The sequence below is a fragment of the Clostridium zeae genome, assembly GCF_017312485.1.
Taxonomy (GTDB): Bacteria; Bacillota; Clostridia; order Clostridiales; family Clostridiaceae; genus Clostridium_AR; species Clostridium_AR zeae.
Genome location: NZ_BMBA01000001.1, coordinates 1393965 through 1413024 on the forward strand (window position 1 = coordinate 1393965; position 19060 = coordinate 1413024).

Here is a 19060-nt window from a genome sequence, read left to right on the forward strand (position 1 = left end):
AACCTTTCGTAAAAAAACATACCAGCATCAAAGTTAATCGATGCTGGCATAACTATACCTTCAAAAAAATTTCCAAAAACAAATATTTACTATAAAATAAACTAAATTTCTATTTTACACTTAAGCTTGAAGGTCTTTATCTCATAAGGTTTTATTTCAAAACTAAATTCTCCATTATTCAGCAACAGCTCTTTAAGATTATTTTCAAGCAGATCACATTCAAATAAGCTTTCAAAGTTACTTGAAGTGCTACACTTTACTTTTGTTCTTTTATTGTGATATTCATAAACTCTAACAATAATGTCTTCACTTGCTTCAGCTTGTTTTATAACTTCTATCATTACATTTTCTTTATCTACACTGAATAGTGACATATGCTGTGGCAGGTTTCCAATATGTGCTTCTTCCACTTTTGAAGTAAGTGGACTATTAAGATTATATGCCATTTTTACTGTGCCACCTTCCTTAAAATCTCCACTGTGTGGATAAAGAGAGTAGGTAAACTTGTGTATTTCTCTATCAGCGTCAACATTAGGGTATGAAGGAGATTTTAAAAGGGATAATCTCATCACAGAATCTTTTATATCATGTCCATACTTGCAGTCATTCAGAATACTAACGCCGTATCCTCCCTCAGATAAATCTGCCCATTTGTGCGCACAAACCTCGAAACGAGCATAGTCCCAGCTAGTATTCCAATGAGTAGGTCTCTCTACATTTCCATATTGTATCTCATAGGTCGCCTTATCTGCATGAACATCTACAGGAAAAGCTACCTTCAAAAGAATGTGGTTTTCCTTCCAATCTATTGTATTTTCAAAGTCAATCCTTGGAATATTCTTATATATATAAATCCTTTGAATTAAGGTGGAATTTAAAAACTTTCTAGTAATTTCTAAACAAGACCTCACATTTCCTTTTTCTATAATCTTAATACTTGAAACATCATCTATCTCCCACATCTTCTCTTGATAGTAGATATTAATATCCCAAGCGTCCCAGTTATGTGGTTTATCTTCAAAAGCCTGTATAACATTTCCTCTTTGTCCTTCTTGTAATACTTCTCTCTCATTTAATTTGTCATATATTGAAATAAAATGAGCCTTCTCATCTAATTGTATTTTAAAAAACTCTGTTTCTATGTTTTTAGTTCCTATTTTAATATCAATTGCATCAGGTTTTACTTCCTGTGTTTTCCTGATACTAAATGTTTTATAGCCTTTTGCTGGTATATCTTCTGCATAAAACACAATCTTATTACCATTTATTCTCTGAGACTCAATAGGTCTTTCGCCATCAGAGATTTCAGCATCATCCCATCCACAAGGAAGTTCAAACTCAGCTATATCATTTCTTAAAAATCCTAAATGGTTAAATACCACTACAGAGGTTTGTGCTAGTTCCAGCTTTGAAGCAATATTTTCTACTGCTGTACTTATAACTTTCTTTGCGATTTCATTAATTTTTTCATACTGTGTTTTAGAATCCTCATACACTTCCTTAATTGATGAACCAGGAATTATGTCATGGAATTGATTTAAAAGTGTAGTTTCCCAGCATTCCTTCAACTCCTCATTAGGATATCTTGTTCCTGTAACAACACTATTTAATACTGAGAGCATTTCAGCTTCCAAATTTAAAAATTCTGAGTTTCTGTTGTATCTCTTATTTCTTGCCATAGAAGTATAAGTACCTCTATGATATTCAAGATAAAGCTCTCCTACCCATTTAGGAAGTTTATTATTTCCTTTTACATTTTCATTTAAGTTATTGAAAAAATCTAAAGCTTTTCCCATCTTTACCTTAGGGGCACCAGGTATCCCTTTTTCAAAACGTTTTGCCATTTCTAGCATTTCCTTTGTGGCACCACCACCACCATCGCCATATCCAAAGCAATTTAAAACCTCACTATTTATCTCCTTCTGCTGATATCTCTGATAGCAACCCATAATCTGAGAAGCATTAGTATTACCATTGTAGGTAGTGCCTGTCCCAGGAATTCCATCCTTTTTATAATCTGTTGTAGATACAAAATGAGTTAAAACCTCAGAACCATCTATTCCTCTCCAGGTAAAAGTATCATAAGGCATCTTATTGTATTCATTCCAGCTTATCTTTGTTGTCATAAAGTAATTTACTCCACTTTTTTGGAGAATTTGAGGAAGAGCTGCACTATATCCGAAAACATCCGGTAACCATAAAAGCTTACTGTCTACTCCAAACTCATCTTTAAAAAAGTTCTTACCATGTATTATCTGTCTAACCAAAGATTCTCCAGAGGTTAAGTTACAATCTGCCTCTAGCCACATAGCTCCTTCAACTTCCCAACGGCCTTCCTTTACCTTTTCTTTTATATGTGCATATATCTCAGGGTGATCTTCTTTAATAAATTTATATAGCTGGGGTTGGCTAGACATAAAAATATATTCTGGGTATTTTTCCATTAAACTTAAAACTGTAGAAAAACTTCTCGCTACCTTTTCTCTCGTTTGAGCTAAAGTCCACAACCAAGCTACATCAATATGAGTGTGTCCAACGCATACTTCAATAACCTCGTCAGCTCCACAATATTTGCTATAGAATTCTTCCTCCAAATATTTATTAGCTTCTGTTATAGATTTATAATAACTTTCATTTAATGCTAATCTGAGATCCAACATATTTACGGCCTCTGTCATAAAGCTCAATATATTGATTCTTCTTTTATCATCCTCATCTAACAGTTCTGCTACTTCTATTGGTACTTTTATGTTGTAATATAATTTCTCAGTTTCAGTCTCTAGAATGGCAATAAACGTATTTAACTCTACTAAACCTTCTAGCATTCCTGAATAAGCATATAATGAAATTTCGTAGCTTTCATCTGCCTTTGCATTTTCAGTCAATAAAATCTGCCTGTGATTAACATCCAAGCCTTGAATCAAACTTCCATTTACATATGCTAAAAATTGAGGATTTGTAGCATCCCACTGCCCCTCTTTACCTGTTGTTACTTCGTAAACAACTGCTTTTCCCTCATATTCTTTAGGTATAATAACCGTTTTTCTAAACCAAAAGTGTTTATCTCTGCCTCCCCATAGTTGTCCTTTTTCAAAGTCTTCCCATTGATCTGTATCTTCATTTAGAAGTAGAAACTCATTATATCCACAGGCTTTCATTTTGTAGTTATCAATGTCTAATCTATTAATGCAGATATAATCCTTAAGTTCTGATAAAATTCTCTTTATTCTTTCCATAGCAAAATACATAACTCTCTTCCTTTCTTTATTAGATGCTATATAAATATTTAGCTAGAATAAAAAATGTTTATTTACATATTTATTGTTCAAAATAGACATTAAACTAAGTTGTCAATCTTATACGCTACTACAATTCTATGCTTAAGTAGTGGACAAAAGAACAATATAATTTAGCATCTAAATCGAACTATTAAGCCATTTTACATATATTTTTTATAACAATATTAATTGAAAGCTTTTCATAATTCAGCAATATAAATATATCCAAAATTATGGTTTTAATATAATATTTTTGTTATATTTTACCACAAAATATATTATAATATAACTGTATCCACATCATATTATGAACGCTATATCTGAATAGGTTTTATTTCTTAATTTCAACACGGTGCTTTAACAGCCCCTAAAGTCAGAAAGACTTGTTCATTATAAGGAGGTGTTTTATGAAAAAATCTAGAATGCTTACATTTATATTAATTTTGAGTTTATTACTAATCGCAGCAATTACATTAATCTATCATTTTGCAGGAGGTAAAAAAGAGATGAAAGAAACCTTTATAAATCCAATAAGATCTGCACCAAGCGCTGACCCTTGGGTTATTCAAAAAGACGGATATTACTATTATTGCTATTCAAATGGAAATAATAAAATTTTCATAACTAAAACTAAAAGACTTCAAGATATTGATGTTGACATACCTGTAAACGTTTGGACCTCACCTTTGGGTAAAGACTATTCCAAAGGAACCTGGGCACCTGAATTACATTTCATAGATAATAAATGGTATATCTATTTTGCTGCAGATGATGGAAAAAATGAAACTCATAGAATGTATGTATTGGAATGTAAAACCGAAGATCCACAAGGCGAATACACTTTTAAAGGTAAAGTAAGCGATGATACAAACAAATGGGCTATTGATGGAACTGTGCTAGAGAACAAAGGCAAATTGTACTTTATTTGGTCTGGATGGGACAGCGATACAAATGTAAGTCAAAATTTATATATTGCAGAAATGAGCAATCCATATACAATATCCGGTAAGAGAATACTTATATCTAAGCCAGAAAAAACTTGGGAGACAATCGGACAACCTTATGTCAATGAAGGTCCAGAGATATTAAGAAAAGGTAATAACATCCATATAGTTTACTCTGCCAGCGGAAGTTGGACTGAAGATTATTGTCTAGGTCTTTTAACAAATACAGATGGTGATCTACTTAATCCTTCTTCCTGGAAAAAATCAGGACCTGTTTTCTCTAAAGCTGAAACCGCATACGGTCCAGGCCATGCATCCTTTGTAAAATCAACAGATGGTAATGAGGATTGGATTGTATATCATGCTTGCGAAGCAGCTAACGGTGGATGGGATGGAAGAAGCATAAGAGCTCAAAAATTCACCTGGGAAAATGATTATCCTAAATTTGGTGAACCTATTAATCTTCAAAAAACTATTGAGGTTCCTTCAGGTACACCTAAGCAGGATTAATATTTAGTAAGAAAAGGGTAAAGATAGTTACAAAAAAACTAATTATCTTCACCCTTTTTACATTTTAATTATCCACAATATATTACAGCTCCAAAAAATGTTATAATAGTCAGTTTTCAGTATATCAGAGGCTGTTTTATTTTATAAAAAAATGTTCTATAAAGAAAAGTCATGTAGCTTTTTATCTTAAGAGTACATATATTATATTAGCAACAAATTTATAAATAAAATAATTAAGGGGAAAAGCAACATGGGAAGAAAACTTTTTTATAGCTTATATGCGACTGATGGTTTTATTGATCTTCCAACTGATCCGACAGGATGTTTACCACGTAGAAGCATCTATGTTTTTGGCTTTGTAGGAGGATTATGGAAGTTTCAAGATAAATGTTCAGGAAAATGTACAATTGTTGAACCAAGCCTCGATCCATCAAATATAACAGCACGAGATGCTCTAAGAGGAACAGCTGTAATTCCTTCTCCTCTAATAAAAATGGACATGGATGATGAACTATTTATAACACTAACTAACCTTGGTTTACTAAGAGCTGCAGAACCGATTTTAGATGTTCATACCATTCATATCCATGGAGGTCACGTAGCAACACAACTTGACGGAGTACCTGAAACTTCCTTTGGAGTACCAGTAACTCCTATAGGTACACCTTCGATAAGTGTAACCTATTACTTTAAACCCGAATCCCCTGGAAGTTATTTCTACCACTGTCATCAGGAAGCTGCTGAACATGTACAAATGGGTATGTATGGAGCGCTAATAGTATATCCTTCAGCTGAAGAACTCTCCAAATTTACCAACTCAAAAGGAATAACTAATAGGAATTTTGCAAACTCAGAGCTTACAAGCTTTTTTGATAAAGAATATATAATACTTTTATCTGATATAGATTCCACATGGCACGACGCTGTTCAGAACCAAACTGATTTTAATCCGGTGGATTTTAAACCTGATTGGTGGTTGGTAAATGGACGTGCCTTTCCAGATACACTCTTACCATCTGGTGTTTCAGTAGGCGGTGGTGCTTATAAAATACCAGCAGGATATGACTCATATGTTCATGTTAAAAATGGACAAAGATTTCTACTTCGTCTCATCAACATGGGTTATCAACCAGTTCCATGGCATACACACGGTTGGCATGGAAGAATAGTAAATAAAGATGCACATCCTCAACCACACTGGGAACAAGTTTTCACCCAATTAGTTGGTTCTGGAGAAAGCTACGACATTCTATTTATTGCAGACGATAAACGACCACTTTATGCTGATTATATTTTCTGCGGTAAAGGAGGTTTTCCTTCTTTAATGACTCAGGTTGATAACGCCACTACTGAATCAAAAGCAGCAGGTACTTTTATGCCTGGCTTTGGAGGTTCAAATACCTTATGGGCTAACACTCCAGAGGAAGGAGGCACCACATTGTGTCCATTCCCAGGAAACTTTGAACTTCACAACTATGGTGAATCAGATAATTTCTTCTTCCCTCAATTCTATATTGCCCATAACCACGATGATTATAAAGTTACAAATAATGGTGTATATCCAGGAGGTCAATTGATATTTATTCAAACCGATTTACCAAACGAAAGGCCTCATCATCCTTGTGATCCAGAACCTAGTCCAAAATGCAAGTAAACCGATCGTTCTAGCTTTGCATTTTTAATATCTAAAGATTATTTAAGGGGTGCCTTCTTAAGGCACTCCTAATATTCCAAGGGAGGTATGTATGATTACGGTATTAATTACCATCATTGTTTTAACCGCCATCGCAGGAACACTTCTTTCCATATACTATTACTATAATTGGATACCCAAGAATCGTCCCTTTGAAATAACCGGTTGCATTTTAACTGCCGATGATAATATTATAAGTATTAGTTTTAAAATTAACAGAACAGGTTATATCGCTAAAGATCCCCGTGAGATTTATATTACAGATGAAGCTACTGGAATAAAGTTTCCGATTCTGAGTCTACCAAAATTCGGCAAAATGATTACTCAAAAAGGCCGTAGGGGCAGAAACGGTTATATGATGTTTGTGAATATTGGTAAGGTTATAAAACATGATTCCAAAGTTACTGTAACCTTCAGTGACTATCAAAAGAAACATGTTACTATAATTTAGAAAGCTTAAAGATTTATATTAAAAGTACTTTCTCAAATATATTTACGTTTATTGGATGGTAAACTTTCTGTACCTTTTCTATATAACAAAGTAAGGCCATCCTAAACATATATAATTAATGGGCTGCTGAAAATGAACTAATTTAGTTCATTTTCAACAGCCCATTATTTTTCTAATTATAATATTTTAATAGTACACTAAAATTCTTCATTAATTTTCATCAGATTATATTACTGATTAGTTGTAGTTGTGCTATCTACAGGTTGTGTAGTGGTTGTATTTGAAGTATCTCCATTTGATGTAGCTGGTTCTGTTGGAGCTGGAGTAGTTGTGCCTGTTTCAGGTACTGGAACTGTAGCTTGATTAGCTATTGCAAGCATTGCATCAAGGTCTGTGTTAAGTTGCTTAAGTGCAGTAAGCCTTGCCTGAAACTTTGCAATTACATTATTTAATGAATTTATAGCATTACTAAACTTACCACTTTTTAAGTTACTTTCTGACTCAGTAGCATCACTTGTTACTCCAGAAGTAGCCTTTAAATTTGTTCCATCCACAAGAAGCTTTTGAGACTGAGTTATTAAAGAATTCAACATATCAGCAGGCAAAGTTTTTTCTCCAGACTCCAATTGTTGCAATATGGTTTGTAGTTGCTCTTTCTTTTGACCTACTTCCTTTTGTAAAGGAATTATTTGCTGTCTTAAAGTTGTCATCTGTGTATGTAATGATTTTATTTGCGATTTAAAAACCGATATTTCCTGTTGTTTGCTATCTCTTTTAGCTTGTGCTTCTTCTTTTTTGCTAGCTCCTACGCTATTTGCGCTTGAACCTTGTGTTTGAGAATTGCCTTTTCCATGTAATACTGCAGTTGAATTACTTTGTGTAGTTTGTACTTGAGTAACTTGTTGTTTCGCTTGGGTACTTTTCCCATGGGCTTGATCATTACCTTTTGCATACACCATTGTACTTGGCATAAGCATTAATCCTGCAATAATTAAAGATACTACCTTGTTTGTTTTCATAAATTTAATCCCCCTATTATTGTTTTTCTATTTATTTGCTTCACTTATATCTACATCAGGTACATTTTGTGTTGATTGTAAGGCATTATTTACATTGTTTATCGCTGTTCCAACTTTTTGCTTTACCTCTGATTTTTGATCTTGTGTTAATGCTTTTACATTTTTAGTCTTAGCAGAGTTAGAATCTGTGGTAACACTTGATCCAGTTTGTCCATTTGTACCATTTTGTGCTGTATCACCTGACTGTGTCGTAGAACCCGATTGTGTTGAACTTGCCTGGGTTTTACTAGTTTCTGCAGTGCTCGATTGTGCGCTGCTAGCCTTGTTTCCCTGCTCAACTTTATTTAAATTTTCTTGACTCCCACATCCAACTAATAAGAATGCAGTACTTAATAATAATGCTACAACTTTCCCTTTCATATAACCCTCTCCCAAACTCTTTTGCTAATATATACGAAAACATTTCTCCCTTTTAGGGGGTAGGCTCATATAGTTTGTTTCAAAATTAATTTATGCTTGAATTATAGTCGAAGATAATTTTTAGTTTCATCAACTTTTTTATTTTAGATAAAATATCAATATGTAAAATACTTCAATTATTTTTTTCATCTATGCAACCTTTTCATATAGTTATGGCGTATTATTAATGAAAGGAGGCATAGACATTGACGAATATAACTAAACAAATAGATAATGGAATAATACAAAAGCATGCTGATATGGTATATAAATTAGCATTATCACGAACAAAAAGTACAGCGGATTCAGAGGATATATTCCAAGAAGTGTTTTACAGATATTTCAGTTCAAAAATAAAATTTCAAAGTGAAGACCATATAAAAGCTTGGTTACTTAGAGTTACAATAAATTGTAGCAATAAACTTTTTACTACTGCTTGGTTTAGAAGAACAGTTCCTCTTGTTGATGATATTGAATTTACTGAGGAAGAAAATGAAGTTTATATAAGTGTATTAGAACTGCCGTTAAAATATCGAACAGTTATTCATTTACATTATTACGAAGACATGTCTATTTCTGATATGAGCAAAATATTAAAAATAAAAGAATCTACCATTAAGTCGCAATTGCATAGAGCAAAAGCTCTTTTAAAAATAAAATTGAAAGGAGAGTATGGAGATGTTTAAAGATGTATATAAAAGCGCTAATAATAAGATACCTATCAAACTAGAACTTATAGACGATATTCAAAGCAAAATAAGTCATAAAGGTAATATTCCATCCACAAAACATATCATCTTACCTAAGTACAGTTTAGCAACATTCTTAATCATCATTTTATGTATCATAATAACCAAAACTTACACCTTCACCAATTCAGATATAATTAAAAATGAAAGCGTTCCTATACCTCAACAAAATATTCAAAATGGAGTCTCAATGAGTAAGTATTATAGGTACAATGGTAGTTACTACAAATTAAAAGATGCCTATCCTGATATACAAAAAAATATTTCTAAACATTTATATGATGGTTTTTATGAAATTAAAAACATGCCATCTTCAAAGAGCATTGCATTGTTTGCAAATGGCTATTACTACCGCTTAGATTATACTCATAAAGATACAATCTTATTTAATAATAAATCCTACCTTATAACTCAAAGTCAGTATATACAAAATAATCCAATAAACGATGTAACTCCCGGAAAATATTTAGGAAAAGTTGATGACTATAGCATTTATGAAGTTTCAGATCATGATACCTCTAGTGAAGTTTTCGTAAAAATAGGGAATGACTACTTCAAAGCATATCAATATCTCTCCTATGTAGAACTGAATGGCATAAACTATGAACTTAAAACTGAAAAAAATCCAATTAGTAAAGATTCTGTTGAAGAATATATAGGCATGGCCGGTCCTTATAAAGCTTATAGATATAGTAAGAATGATATTACTAAATCCATAGTTGTCCATATAAATGATTCTGAAGAGGTTATAGCAGACACCACTACCCTTACAGACAAAGAACCTTTACCCGTTTCAAAATATGGAAGCGATGAAGAGTCTATGTTTCCAATATTCGCTTCAATACAATGGAGAAAACATGGAATTTATTCTTTTGATGGTGAAACTAATCACAGCCCTTCAAAAGAACAGATTGGAAATAAATTAGATACTATAAAAGTCGATAATTACTCTTACGAATTATATGAAATGAAAGGTGAAGACACCACCAAATCAATTATAGTAAAAAATAACAAGGTTTATTTAAGATATAATTTCATGTTTGCAGATATAATTAAGTTCGATGGTCACGATTATATAATCGGAGGTGGAGATCCAAATCATGTAAAAGGGGAACAAATAGGAACATTTGGAATCAATAAAATTTATGAGTTTAAAGGTGTGGATCCTTCAAAGATAATTGATGTATTCATGTCTAGCTCTCCAGATAATACTGGCTTGCGAGCTGATTTTACCGCTTATAGACAAGATGATTGATTGCCATTAGGTGTTGATATAGTCATCTAACTTTCTTTTAAAACATTAAAACAATAATAAAGATATTTTACAAGAAGGCTGATGCAATCAAAACAATTACATCAGCCTCTTTTCATATTTTAGCTAATTATTAATAGCAATTATTGACTTATTCCTAGCCATAGCAACTAAACCTGATGCAACAAAAACTACACAGCTTATGAAATCCATCACAAATAAAGATATTATTCCACAACATATAAACCAAGTAGGAATCTTCTTTTCCACTTCTCCACTTCTTAATCTTTTAGATAGATATAAATTAAGTAGGCCTATTCCAACAAATAATATTCCTATGGTTGTACTAAAGGAATATATGCTATCAATAACAGATTGTGTTGCACTTATTGATAATTGCGAACTACCTGTTACGTTAAACCCTTGCCTTTTTATCATAGTTGAATATGGAATTATAGTGATTAATCCTGATATTATCTGCCATGAACCTCCTATATAAGCTAGTATCTTTTCAAATTTTCTATCCATAGATATGCTCCTTCCATTTTCAATATGTACACAAGCAGTAATCTACATATATCAACATAGATTACTGCTTAAAAGGAATATTAATTAGGTTTCCATTTTCCATCGTTTATTGATTTTATTATATCCACATCCACCTTGGGTTCTCTTTTATAAGTAAGTAATCCATTTATTTCTTGTTCAACATCAGTTATTTGGGTATATACAAAACCTTGTACCAAAGGTGATTCAAGTAATGGAGAAATTACATCGTAATATCTCTTAATAAAGTCTTCATCTGAGGATGCTGAAGAGTAGCCCCATCCCTTCCAATCACTTTTTTGATAGGATATTCCACCCATTTCAGATACGATAATTGGCTGTCCTTCATATTCCCACCCTTGAGCAACTATGGTTCTTCCTGCTGGTGTAGAATTAAGTATGTTGTCTAAAGATGCATATCTACTTTTCAAAACTTCATTTTTCCATTCATAGTCATGGATTGTAAGAAGATCTGTTTTAGTATGATCCCATCCATCATTAGATATCACAGGCCTTGTTTGATCCAAAGATTTAGTTAACCAGTACATGGATGCTGAATGAGCCTGTTCATTCTTATTATTCATTATACCTTCAACTCCCCAAGATTCATTTAAAGGAGTCCACGCCACTATACAAGGATGATTGTAATCACGCTTTATCATATCCATCCATTCTTTAGTGATACGATCAACATAAGTTCTTGAATAATTATATGCACTGGCAATTTCACCCCAAACAAGGAAGCCAAGTTTATCTGCCCAATAAAGATATCTAGGATCTTCTATTTTTTGATGTTTTCTAACACCGTTAAATCCCATGGACTTGCTTAATTTTATATCCTTTACAAAATCCTCATCACTTGGAGCGGTTAATAGTGATTTCTCCCAATAGCCTTGATCTAATAATAATTTTTGGAAATAAGGTCTATTGTTCAACATGAACTTTCCTGAAACTATTGAAACTTTTCGGAGTCCAAAGTATGAATTAACCTCATCAATGCACTCATCATCAACTATAACCTTAAAATTTATATCAAAAAGTACTGGATTTTCAGGTGTCCAAGCCCAGGATTCTTGATGATTCCAATCTATAGTAATATTCTGATCTAACCAGAAATCTCTTTTTCCTCTTCCATTTATTATACCTATTTTATCTTGAACAATCACTTTGTCTCTTAATGATATTGTAACTTCTAAATATGTGTTACTTGAAGCCTTATCTAACTCATACTCCACATGCACTTTTTTATTATCAAGGTCTGGAGTAATCCATGTGTTTTGTAAGTAATTATCAGAAACAGCCTCAAGCCATACAGTTTGCCATATTCCTGTTGTTCTAGTATAAAATATTCCTTCTGATTTTTCCCTCCAGTACTGCTTACCTCTAGGAAGTTCTAAATCATACGTATAATCCTCTACCCTAATCACTAATTTATTTCCACTATCTTTAAGTACATCAGTAATTTCTACTGAAAAAGGAACATGTCCTCCTTCATGAGTTATAACATGATTTCCATTTACCCATACATCCGCTTTATAATCAACAGCGCCGAAATGAAGATTTATTCTCTTATTTTTTAGCTTTTCTGGAATATTAAGCTCTCTTGAATACCATACAATATCATGAACCTCTTGTTCATTTATACCAGAAAGCTCACTTTGAAATACATAAGGTACCACTATCTTTTTACTAAAGGAATTGTTTTGGTACCATTTGCTTTTTAAGCCTAAATCATTATCATCATATTCAAAATCCCAATCTCCATTTAAATTTAACCACGTTTCTCTTTCAAAATTTGGACGTGGATGTTCATTTCTAACAATATTTATTGCCATATCAGTTCCTCCTACTGTTGTTTTGTTTTTATTCTATCCCTTAATACCAGATGATAAATTAAGTCCTTCTAAGAAATACTTTTGAGTAAATAAATATAATATAAATGTTGGTATTATGGCTATAACTGCCGAAGTAGTTAAACGACCATAATCTGTTGTGTACATACCCTGGAAAAGTTGTAAAGCAGGGGTTAATGGTAAGTTCTCAATATTGTTGTATACAATTGATGGCCATAAAAAGTCATTCCAAGCCCCAGTGAAAGTAAATAATGCTACCACTGTTAATACAGGTCTTATAAGTGGTAAAATTACTTTAGTATATATCTGAAAATCGCTAGCACCATCTATTCTTGCTGATTCATCGTATTCTTTAGGTATGCTTACCATGAACTGTTTTATTAAAAATATGTTAAATACACCTGAGACACCTGGAACTATAATAGCAAGAGGCGTGTCTATCCAGTTAAACATACTTACTATTTTATATAGTGGAATAAGATTAACTATACTTGGAAACATCATAGTGCTTAAAAGAATCCAGAATATAAAATCTCTTCCTTTGAACTTAAGTCTTGAGTATGCGTAAGCTGCAGAAGAAGCTATTATTAGCACTAAGACAGTTTGAGATACTGCTATAAGTAAAGAATTTAGAAACCATCTAACTATAGGTGCACTGTCAAAGTTAGTTAATACTTTTACATAGTTTTCCACTATCCACTGCTGTGGTAATAATTTGTAGCCCATTGAATTGATCTCAACGTTTGATTTAAACGAAGATAATACTGCATATAAGACTGGAAGTATCCAAATAAGCGCCATTGCAAAAAGAAATATAAACGCGGCAACTTTTGGGCCCTTCTTTTTAATCCATACCATTCTTCATCACCTCTTTAATTAATCTTTATCTCTAAGAAAATAGAATTGCAGTGATGCGACAAAAACTATACACAATCCAAGCATAACTGCCATGGCAGATGCTATACCAGCGATTGATTCACCAGTACCAAATGCTGTTTGTCTTATATACATCAAAAGTACAGTGGTTGACCCTGCTGGTCCCCCTTTACTAAACATTAGAGGCTGTCCATATATATTAAGTTGAGCAATGGTTGTCATAACAAGGGTATAAGCAAGTTGATTTTTGATTGAAGGTAGCGTGATTTTTAGGAACTTCATCACAGCTCCAGCTCCATCAAGCGATGCAGCTTCATATAAATCCGCAGGCACGCCCGCTATGGCTGCTTGATATATAACCATATTTCCTCCTATATACCACCAAACAGTGATAGTTATAATAGCAATCCATACATATGGTTGAATGCCACCCCAATTGATAGATTGACCTAAAATCTTGTTTATTGGTCCAAAATTCTTATTAAACAAAAATCCCCAAGCCAATATAACTGATGAAATTGAAAAAAGGGTTGGAAGGTAAAATATAGATTGAAATATCTTGTGTCCCTTAGGTTTCGCATTAAGAGCTGCAGCCAACAATAACGGAACTATTACACAAAAAGGTACACTGAACAAGGTAAAAGTAAGAGTGTTCTTTAATCCATTATGAAACTGGGTATAAAAGGTTGACTTAGAATTAGCTAATATTTCAGCGTAATTTTTAAGTCCTACCCACTGAGGAGTACCCATAAGATTCCATTGAGTAAAAGAAATTATTATTCCGAATATAGCTGGAATACCGAAAAAAACTATAAATAGAATCAAATGCGGTGCTATAAACACATATGGTGTGTACTTTCTTTTCTCCATTACATTGTTTCACCTCACCTATTATAGAGTTGTATTTATAGATAACTCACTTTTTTAAGTAATTTATATTTTTAAATTCTCCTACGAGAATCTAGCGAAGTTTTAAAAATATATTTCGAGTTTAGGTGTTCATATTTGATATTATTGTTGAAATTAAGATATTTCTACAAGAGATGACACCTTAACTTCAACACAATCCCTAATATATAACTACTTACCGCTAGCTATTCTATCTTCTGTTTCCTTTTGTGCTTGTTCTAGTCCTTTTTTAATATCCATCTTACCGAAAACTGTATCTAATACAATCTTATCTAGGGACTCAGCTACATATCCATAGTATTGATAATTGAATACATGAAGAGCCTCTGGTTCTTTAGCTAGGAAAGCTTGTGGTTCCTTTGCAAATTCAGCACTTGTTTGAACTGCCATTGACGCTGGGTTTTGTCCTGCATCTGTAGCCCATTTTAATGAGTTAGCTTGCATCCATTTTAAGAAATCTATAACACCCTGTGTTTTAGCTTCATCTCTTGCAGGGTTTTTAAACATTACAAAGTTGTGAGAAGATGACCAGTTAACTAGTTTATTCTTATCAAAAGTTATAAAGTTAGTCATTTTCCAAGGTGCTTTTGCATCTTTTAAGCCATTACGCATCCAAATTCCTTCTGGCCAGAAGATTAATTTTCCATTCATAAATAATTGTTGTGGATCATCACCATCTTGTGTTGCAATTTTGTCTGTAACAAAACTCTTCATTGTTGTTAAAGCCTTTTCAGCTTCAGGAGTGTTAACAGTTGGTTTTGTTCCATCAGAAGTTATATCTCCTCCTAATTGCTTTATCCAAGCTAATGTCATAACTCTCATCCAGTCAACACCAATTGCTGCAATTTTATCTTTTTTAGCTGCTTCACCTACTTCTTTAACTTCATCCATTGTTATAACTCCATCATCAAGTACGTGAGGACCATACTTAGCTAGTAGGTCTGGATTGTAGTAAGTAATATATGAGTGAACATCAAGTGGAATACCATATCTCTTGTTGTCTACAGCTCCAACTCTCCAACCTTCTTTTAAATAATTCTCTTCCTTAATATTATTTCCATCCTTTGATATAGCATCATCATAAGAAACTAGCATATCATTTTTTACGAATAAAGGAATTCTTTCAGCATGTACAATTGTTAAATCAGGAACATTTTTACCTGAGCTTACAACACTAGGTATCTTCGTATACATATCATTTGCTTCTATAGGTACGTGTTTAACTTTATATTTTGGATTTGTCTTATTATATTCAGCTATTATCGAAGTCATTGTGTCACCATCTGGGCCAGTAAGTGGCGTCCAAAGTACGATTTCATTCTTGGATGTAGATGCTGAAGTGGCAGAACTGCCCCCTTTACCGCATCCAGCAAATAGTGAGGTAATAGTTAAGGTCGAAAGGACAACGCTAAGTATTGTTTTAATTTTACGATTCATAATATCTCCTCCAAAAATAATGTATTGTATATTTAAACGTAAATCTATGATAAGGTTTACGTATACAAGCAAAAAAATTTACACTTACTGATTAATAACATATTTGTCCACTAAGAAGTTTTAACAATATTATCAGATGATTTCTTTACCTTTGATACTATTGATACAAAGTAATATACTATAGCTAAAAAAATTACTTCCATATATATGCACTCTAAAGGCTTTAGTATTAATTTGTTGAATTTTGAATCTAGAGAGAAAATGAATATATTGCTTACTACTAAACAAAAAAGTACATTTTGTCCAAAAGCTATAATAGGCTTTAAATATAAAATGAATCTTTCAAGCATTATTGCTGCCAAATAGTACAAATATAATATAAACATTGGCGCAACTATCCACGACAATGAAGGGGGGAATCTGCAAGGAGGTGCTTTTAAAACAATTATCTCGTATATAGGGTACACACTTAATAATAGCGCACCTCCTGCAAAGGCTAAATTGAACTTTATGTCATACTTTTTAAAGTACATTCCTAGCATATAAAAAGGCATATACTGCAGCACTGGGAAAGCTGCAAATTTATTAGTTCCTATAAGTACACCTAATTGATTAATTGTTATCTTTTCGTATGGTATAAAACAGGTTAAAAATAAGCTAAAGAAAATTATCCAAAATAAAATTTTAATACTTAGAACTTTCTTAAAAGGTCTAAAAAGTATTAAGGTTACAAGACTAAAATAAGCAAAAGAGGCTAAAAATTCTGACCATCCTGGCATAGTATTTAATAGAATTATCTCCTTAAAAGTGTTCCATTCAATTGGACGGCCTGCTACAAATAGCTGAAATGCACTGCCAGAGACATAAAAAGCTATTAATGTTTTTATACTGTTTTTTATTATTTTTTTGTATACACACTTCAAATCTTTTTCAAGATATGAAATTTCGGCAACATAACCAAAACAAAATACAAATCCAGAAAAAGTGATTACATTTCCTATATTAATTACATATTGTACCGAGGGTGATATAGCTGGATCTGAAAAGAACTGCATAATATGCACCAATACCATCCCAATAACCAGAAGCCCTTTAAATATATCTATTGAAAAATTTCTTCCCATCGTTCACCTCTTGTTTTGTAATTTGGTAAATTTAATACAATCAACTTTATCTCCATCAGTATTTGACATCGTTTTCATCAAAATTTATTTTGTAAGCCTGCAGAATAAATACTTTTCATAAAAAAAGCAATATAAAACACATTTATTGTAATATAATAATTTTTATGTAGGATTAAGTAAAAAAATACTACATTCATTTATACTAACCTCACTATGCATGTACCACTCTGAATTAAATGCACTTTTTCTACCACTCTCACCAAAACTGGTGAGAGTTTTAAAAATTCATTCCAAAAATCACATATATCTTACATACTATAATCTATTCTCATAACTATATTCTGTTCGTAATCACCAAACTTTTCACCAAAGATATTCACTCCACCTACATGTTTAGCATCTTCTTTTACTCCAATTCGAACAGTTATAAATTTGTCCTCTTTAAGCTTTAAATCCTCGATTTTGACACTTGACATTCTAGTCTCATCTATAAAAGACCCTTCCTTGTTTACTCTCCAGGTTTTCAACAGTCCATATTGCGTACAACCATCAGACCACCATATAGGGTTCAACCTTCCTCTTCTACCACCAAAATCTCCAGGACTAGTCCAAGTTCCAACTTCTATCCCATTTACCCACATCGTTATATCCGAAGGCCAATTGTTTCTATAATTTGGTGCTTCAGAACATAATTCCATAGACACTTCAAATAATTTTTCTTTTCCTATCTGGAGAACATTATTCGGAAAACGGTATTCTATATAGCCTTTGTGAAACCAAATAAGTTGAGCTGTTGTTCTCATCGGATTATAGAATCTTCTAGGATCATCTTCCGAATCTATAAACCCATTTTCGTTTACCATACCACATGTAGGATGAACTTCACAATCAACGAAATTTCCAAGTGGCATATTAATATAGAAAGAATTATCTTGCGAATGCAGATTCACCGTATCAAGTTGTATATTGATTTTATCCATCTTCCTACTACATACTTTCATGGATCCTCTCACACCAGGTTGAAGTTCTGTATTGATAATACCAGCATCCTCAAGAATTTTTACATTAAGCGCAGCAGTTGAAGTAGGTATATTAAGTTTTTCCGCGATTTCGTTTACATTATGACTGTTATAATTCAAAAGTTTTATTATTTCTAATCTAACTTCAGAAGCTAAGGCTTTAGCTATGTTGTACAATTCATCGCTTCTTTCTAAATCCAAATCTACAATCTTACTCATTGATTTATCTTCCCTTCTGTGTAGGTAACATCAAACAAAATATTTATTACAATATTTATGTTTTATTACACCTTTATTATATAATTATTTTTTTGGAAAATCAAGGTATTTATTTCACATTTTTAACTTTATTCCATACTTTTTGGTATGTTTAAATATAAGTATAACAAGTCTAGTTTAAGACTTCTACCAGTTAATAGAAAATTTAAATTTTTGACGAATTAAAAGAGTGATAAGTAGCGTTTAATGCCATCATCACTCTTATCATAAGAAACTTAATCTTGGGATCTTTTTAATCCCTTTTCCTTTTTTCCTATTGTATCTTCATATCTTGCAATTTTACCGTTTAAACGTTCTATAGTACTTTTCAGTTCTTCCATCTTTAATACAAGCTGATCACGCTGCTCCATTAGGAGTTCTTTTCTTGCTTCAACAGTGCCATCACCTTCTTGGAATAGGGTAACATACTCAATTAACACTTCAATAGGAAGACCAGCACTTCTCATACATCTTATGAATTCAACCCATTTACAGTCTTCTTCTGTATAATCTCTTATTTTACTTTTACTACGGTTCACAGGAGGAATCAATCCGATACGTTCATAATAGCGGAGTGTATCCTGTGATAAATCAAATTTTTCACTTACTTCTGCAATCGTCATATCATTTCACCTCCTAGTATTTAACATTATAAGGTTTGGAGTTAACTCCAAGTCAATGGA

16 protein-coding genes are annotated in these 19060 nt (G+C 32.5%); 5 read left to right on the forward strand and 11 right to left on the reverse strand.

What is annotated here, in order from left to right:
* Positions 1 to 101: 101 nt before the first annotated feature.
* Positions 102 to 3248 (reverse strand): alpha-mannosidase, encoded by a 3147-nt coding sequence (locus J3477_RS06515; RefSeq protein WP_206868855.1) that lies wholly within the window; start codon positions 3246 to 3248, stop codon positions 102 to 104.
* Positions 3249 to 3685: 437 nt separating this feature from the next.
* Between J3477_RS06515 and J3477_RS06520 the strand changes: the two genes are divergently transcribed.
* The 3 genes from J3477_RS06520 to J3477_RS06530 all read left to right on the forward strand — a co-directional run bounded on the left by J3477_RS06520 (position 3686) and on the right by J3477_RS06530 (position 6876).
* Positions 3686 to 4732 (forward strand): glycoside hydrolase family 43 protein, encoded by a 1047-nt coding sequence (locus J3477_RS06520; protein WP_206868856.1) that lies wholly within the window; start codon positions 3686 to 3688, stop codon positions 4730 to 4732.
* A gap of 250 nt (positions 4733 to 4982) precedes the next feature.
* A complete protein-coding gene (locus J3477_RS06525) occupies positions 4983 to 6386 on the forward strand; it encodes a multicopper oxidase domain-containing protein (RefSeq protein ID WP_206868857.1) in 1404 nt (467 codons plus the stop codon).
* A gap of 91 nt (positions 6387 to 6477) precedes the next feature.
* A complete protein-coding gene (locus J3477_RS06530; protein ID WP_206868858.1) occupies positions 6478 to 6876 on the forward strand; it encodes a hypothetical protein in 399 nt (132 codons plus the stop codon).
* 230 nt (positions 6877 to 7106) lie between these two features.
* Here the strand turns inward: J3477_RS06530 and J3477_RS06535 are convergent, their stop codons facing one another.
* Positions 7107 to 7895, reverse strand: a complete 789-nt coding sequence (locus tag J3477_RS06535; RefSeq protein ID WP_206868859.1) for a hypothetical protein — start codon at positions 7893 to 7895, stop codon at positions 7107 to 7109.
* Between the two features lie 27 nt (positions 7896 to 7922).
* The gene (locus tag J3477_RS06540; RefSeq protein WP_206868860.1) at positions 7923 to 8315 is read right to left on the reverse strand and encodes a hypothetical protein; all 393 of its coding nucleotides are present in this window, start codon (positions 8313 to 8315) and stop codon (positions 7923 to 7925) included.
* Positions 8316 to 8560: 245 nt separating this feature from the next.
* Between J3477_RS06540 and J3477_RS06545 the strand changes: the two genes are divergently transcribed.
* Together J3477_RS06545 and J3477_RS06550 are read left to right on the forward strand one after the other, a co-directional pair.
* Entirely contained in the window at positions 8561 to 9040 is a 480-nt protein-coding gene (locus J3477_RS06545; RefSeq protein ID WP_228731224.1) for an RNA polymerase sigma factor, read from the forward strand.
* Positions 9033 to 10358 (forward strand): hypothetical protein, encoded by a 1326-nt coding sequence (locus tag J3477_RS06550; protein ID WP_206868861.1) that lies wholly within the window; start codon positions 9033 to 9035, stop codon positions 10356 to 10358. Before J3477_RS06545 ends, J3477_RS06550 begins: the two co-directional genes overlap by 8 nt.
* Positions 10359 to 10481: 123 nt before the next feature.
* Here J3477_RS06550 and J3477_RS06555 read toward each other — a convergent pair whose 3' ends face one another.
* From J3477_RS06555 to J3477_RS06590, 8 genes are all read right to left on the reverse strand, one after another.
* Positions 10482 to 10883, reverse strand: a complete 402-nt coding sequence (locus J3477_RS06555) for a hypothetical protein (RefSeq protein ID WP_206868862.1) — start codon at positions 10881 to 10883, stop codon at positions 10482 to 10484.
* A gap of 80 nt (positions 10884 to 10963) precedes the next feature.
* A complete protein-coding gene (locus tag J3477_RS06560; RefSeq protein WP_206868863.1) occupies positions 10964 to 12736 on the reverse strand; it encodes a glycoside hydrolase family 2 protein in 1773 nt (590 codons plus the stop codon).
* 33 nt (positions 12737 to 12769) lie between these two features.
* On the reverse strand, positions 12770 to 13612 hold the full coding sequence (locus tag J3477_RS06565; RefSeq protein WP_206868864.1) for a carbohydrate ABC transporter permease: 843 nt from the start codon (positions 13610 to 13612) through the stop codon (positions 12770 to 12772).
* An 18-nt stretch (positions 13613 to 13630) separates the two neighbouring features.
* A complete protein-coding gene (locus J3477_RS06570; RefSeq protein ID WP_206868865.1) occupies positions 13631 to 14500 on the reverse strand; it encodes a carbohydrate ABC transporter permease in 870 nt (289 codons plus the stop codon).
* A gap of 210 nt (positions 14501 to 14710) precedes the next feature.
* Entirely contained in the window at positions 14711 to 15976 is a 1266-nt protein-coding gene (locus J3477_RS06575) for an extracellular solute-binding protein (protein WP_206868867.1), read from the reverse strand.
* Positions 15977 to 16086: 110 nt separating this feature from the next.
* A complete protein-coding gene (locus J3477_RS06580) occupies positions 16087 to 17100 on the reverse strand; it encodes a hypothetical protein (RefSeq protein ID WP_206868869.1) in 1014 nt (337 codons plus the stop codon).
* Between the two features lie 308 nt (positions 17101 to 17408).
* Positions 17409 to 18338 carry an ArsR/SmtB family transcription factor gene (locus J3477_RS06585; protein ID WP_206868871.1) on the reverse strand — a complete coding sequence of 310 codons (930 nt, stop codon included), beginning with the start codon at positions 18336 to 18338 and terminating at the stop codon, positions 17409 to 17411.
* Positions 18339 to 18613: 275 nt separating this feature from the next.
* Entirely contained in the window at positions 18614 to 19000 is a 387-nt protein-coding gene (locus tag J3477_RS06590) for a MerR family transcriptional regulator (protein ID WP_206868872.1), read from the reverse strand.
* Positions 19001 to 19060 lie beyond the last annotated feature (60 nt).